2 protein-coding genes are annotated in these 4254 nt (G+C 51.0%); both read right to left on the bottom strand.

Going from position 1 to position 4254, the window contains the following annotated elements; genetic code table 11:
* Positions 1-108: 108 nt before the first annotated feature.
* Positions 109-984 carry an Ig-like domain-containing protein gene (locus MWC30_RS21260; RefSeq protein WP_244086211.1) on the bottom strand — a complete coding sequence of 292 codons (876 nt, stop codon included), beginning with the start codon at positions 982-984 and terminating at the stop codon, positions 109-111.
* 546 nt (positions 985-1530) lie between these two features.
* A complete protein-coding gene (locus MWC30_RS21255) occupies positions 1531-4107 on the bottom strand; it encodes a sigma 54-interacting transcriptional regulator (protein ID WP_244086210.1) in 2577 nt (858 codons plus the stop codon).
* Between the last annotated feature and the right edge of the window lie 147 nt (positions 4108-4254).

Genomic DNA, 4254 nt, shown 5'->3' with positions numbered 1-4254 from the left:
CAGGGTATTTGACGACCCCATAGCATCAAATCGCCGTAACGACCTGCTTGCCGAGGGACCTACCGCGACAGATTTTGCCTCTTGCCACTGGGTAAGGTGCATTTTCGGTCAGAGCCGGGAATTGCTGAGAAACTTGAAAGTAACGCATTGAGTGGTAGAGCCCGAAGATTGGAGATAAGCTACCGTCCCTGCAAAATTGGCGGCAACGGTATAATCTCCTACATTGAGACCGCTGGTAGTATAGTCGTAAGTGGCGATGCCATTTGCATCAGTGGTAACAGAAGAGGCCAATTCACCACCTTCGAAATAGAAATTAATGGGTTGGCCCGGGACTGGTGTGCCTGAGAGTTTTTCTGTCAGCGTCGCAGTGATTGTATTTGATGGGGCACGATATAAGATGCTCGGAGATGCTAACTTTACATCCAGTACCGTTTCAACTGGCAGGGTTACTTCCGGTTCTGCAACCTTAAAGTGAATGACGATGCCTTCGCCCGGCTGTAATCCGTTACCCTTGAATCCGTTGATAGCCTGGATCTTGAAGAAGTAACTTCCTGGGGCAGTCGGGGCGATGGCCGATACCGCCGTTTGCAAGGAGGCAATCAGACCATTTTGCTTTACATACGTCTGAGCGATAGTTGCCGGCAAGGCAGAGACACTTGCCAAATCAATGCCTTGGCCAAATCTGACCAGCAGGTCACCCGGAACGCTATTCTTGACCCCAAAGGTAATGGTGGCTGGCAGGAGTGAGGTGCCGCCGCCGGCGGATTCGATCAATTCCAAGGTGAGTCTGAAGAAGATGAGGCCACCGGGGGCAATCGGTTTGATCAATCGAAAGTGGCCGGACTGACCATCAAAATCGGCCTGTGGCTGGATGTCGTATGCAGTGTAGTCAATAGCATGGGCCCAAACCGACGGAGCCGCAAAAACTCCTAACAGGAGGGCTCCCAGCAATACCGCAAAAAGATTTCGACCTTTCCGAGTCATGAGATTTTCTCCCTTTTGCTTTTAACAGTCTGTGATGGTTAATTTTCTAGAACCTGGTTCCCTCTGATCTTTCCTTGTGCCATAATCAATAAATCGTATCGGCTCACCTCCTAGTGTTTGTCTGCCGCGTTCCGGCTCCAAAAAGACAAGAAAAGTAACGCTTTCATATTTGATGATTGTTCACACTCACGATAAGCAAACCGTCATGCCCAGCTTCGTTGGCTCATAGTTGAGCAATCTTTATGCCGATTGGAATATTGAAAGCGAATTATTTATAATATATTAATATTATTATATTTTTTATTTTACCACATCGATATACGGCTTGAGCAGGTGAAATGCCCACCATATTTGGTGGATTCCGCAATAAAGTGCCATCATATTTGGTGGATTTAGAATTACTTGGTGGACAGGCGAGTGCAGGTTTTCCTTTGAAGGGACCGACCTGAAAAAAGCGTCATCGCTGGCAGATTATCATGCGATGTGGTGCCCCCATTCCTCGTGACTCATGAAAAACCCGCTGAGAAATTGCAGGAAAGGCTCTCATCAGGATCCCGGTCTTTTGATGCCGAGCTTTTTCATGCGGGCCCTGAGGGTGTTCGGGTGCATTTCAAGGAGCCGAGCGGCCCCCCTGGGGCCTTCGATTCTCCATCCGGTTTCCTGAAGTGTCCTCAGGATATGTTCCCGCTCTGCCTGTGCAAGGGCTTTGGTTTCTCTCGATTCCATGGTGCCGGTCTCGACCTCCCGGGCAGAATCAACAGAGGGGGCTTGGATTGTTTCCGCAAGCCGGAGCTCTGGACCCTCGCTTACAATGACGGCCCGCTCGACGACATGAATCAGCTCTCGCACATTCCCCGGCCAGGCATAGTTTACAAGCCATTCCATGATCCTTTTGGGGATCCTTTTAATCTCCTTGTTATGGCTTCTGCTGAATTTGGTTACATAGGTTTCCACGAGGAGCTGTATGTCCCCACTTCTCTCCCTGAGAGGAGGGATAATGACAGGGAAGACGTTGAGCCTGTAAAAAAGATCCTGCCTGAACCGGCCTTTCTTTATTTCTTCTTCCAGGTGTCGATTCGTGGATGCGATGATCCGTACATCGACCTTAACCGTATGAGGGCTGCCGAGACGCTCAAACTCTCCCTCCTCGATGACCTTCAAAAGCTTCGCCTGCAGTTCGAGGGCAAGTTCCCCGATTTCATCCAGGAAAATCGTGCCACCATTGGCGAGCTCGAAGCGGCCGATCTGTCGGGCAGTGGAACCGGTGAAGGCGCCTTTTTCTCTGCCGAAGAGCTCACTTTCGATCAGATTCGCAGGCAAACCGGCGCAGTTTACATTCACGAAGGGCTTATTCCTGCGGTCACTCTCCTGGTGGATGAAGCGGGCAAACATGCCTTTTCCTGTCCCGGTCTCCCCCGTCAGGAGCACGGTCGTCTTCGTGCGTGCAACCTGCCGCGCTCTGCCCAATGCGAATTTTATGGGAACGCTGGTACCGATGATCTCTCCATAGCCATCTCTGGATCCCATCTCTTCACGAAGATAGATGTTCTCCGCTTCCAATTGCTCTTTTAATTTTTTGATCTTATCGAAGGCGTCCTCCAGGGCCTGTTTGGCGCGCTTCAGCTCCGTGATATCAGTCCCGATGGCAAGTATCTCCGCCACCTTGCCGTTTTCGTCAAAAATCGGCTTGTTTGTCCATGTCATCCAGACCCGTCGTCCGTCCCGGCAAACATTTTCATTGAGGATATTTATATAGTGCTCCGGATTATCCACAACGTCTTGAACCAATGTGGACAAGTCCGTTCCTGCTGAGTCCTGTTTTGGAACAATGATGCTTACGCTTGTACCGATGAGCTCATCGGAGCTGTAACCGAAAAAGGTCTGTGCGTATTCGTTGGCAAAGGTAATGCTCCCGTCTCTATTCCATCGGAGGATGGCGCTGTTGGCATTCTGCACGAGCTCCCGATACTTGCTCTCGCTCCTGGCCAAGGCTTCTTCTGCCCGTTTGCGGTCGGTGATATCCTGGATCGTCCCGATCATCCGAACTGCCTTACCGTTTTGATCGAAGAGGACCTCCGCCTGGGCATGGACAATACGTTCGGTGCCGTCCGGGCAAACTACCCTGTATTCCAATGAATAAGCCCTGCCGGGATTGGAGAGGCACTCTGTGTTTGCCTGGTGCACTGCCTGGCGGTCCTCGGGATGGACGGAGGCAAGAAACCTTTCATAACTTGCGCTGAGCTCCTGTGGAGAAAAACCGAAAATTCGGTAAAACCCATCAGACCAATGGTGAATATCGCCAGGGATGTCCCATTCCCAACTTCCCAAGTGAGCGATACGCTGGGCCGCGGCCAGTCCTTTCTCGCTCTTGACCAGGGCTTCATGCTGGTCTCGGGCTCTGATTGCCTTGGCGAAGATTTCGCCGAGCAGACGAAGGCGGTGGATACAAACTTGTGGCCACTCGTGGCGGGCATTTTCAGCCCAAAGGCCAAAGAGATAGGCATGATGTCTCCCCACGACTATGGGCAGCAGGAGCAGGGATGTTTTCGGCCCGTTTAGGGTAGTATCTTCAGCCGGAATATCTTCTTCCTGAAAGATAATGGGCTTGCGCTCCTCATCCATCCTCGGATTCTCCCAGGCATACTCCGAGGTGATGCGTTCAACAAAGGGAGGCAACGCCGTACTTGCACAGCCTGTGTTCAGAATTCGAATCTGCTTGTTTTCGGCTACAATCGAGAAGAGCGCTGAGCCATCGACTCCGAAGAATTGGCAGAGGCGATCGAAGGATTCGGTGATCTCCTTATCAACATCTTCCGGTGGCAGATTAACAAACCTCGCGACAAGATCAGATACCAGTTGTTCAAATCGAAGAAGTTCTTCGGTAACTTCATTGCTTCGCGCAAGTTCTGCCGTTTGAGCCTCAACCATCTCTTGGAGATGGCATCGGTGCTGGGAGATTTCTGAGAGTAGATTCTCACGCTCATAGGAATTGATAATCATCTGCATGTCTCTCTCAATCAACTCCCGTAGCTCCGCAACCAGCCCTTCAAACTGCGTCGCCTGGGCATTATCCCTGCTATCGAAAATACAGATCGTCCCAAAAAGCTCGCCATCAGGCCACATGAGGGGGAATCCGAGATAGTACGGGGCGCATTCCCTGTTTTTTAAGGGCTGAGGGTTGAAGAAGTGGCCGCTGCTTTTCGTACGATCGACGAGCAACGGCTACCAACTGTAAAATAGTGCAGGACAGAACCGAAAATTTAGAATAAA

The sequence above is a fragment of the Desulforhabdus sp. TSK genome (genome assembly GCF_022836495.1).
Lineage (GTDB): Bacteria > Desulfobacterota > Syntrophobacteria > Syntrophobacterales > Syntrophobacteraceae > Desulforhabdus.
The sequence above is the reverse complement of the archived record's forward strand: the minus strand, read 5'-3'. Positions and strand labels throughout refer to the sequence as shown.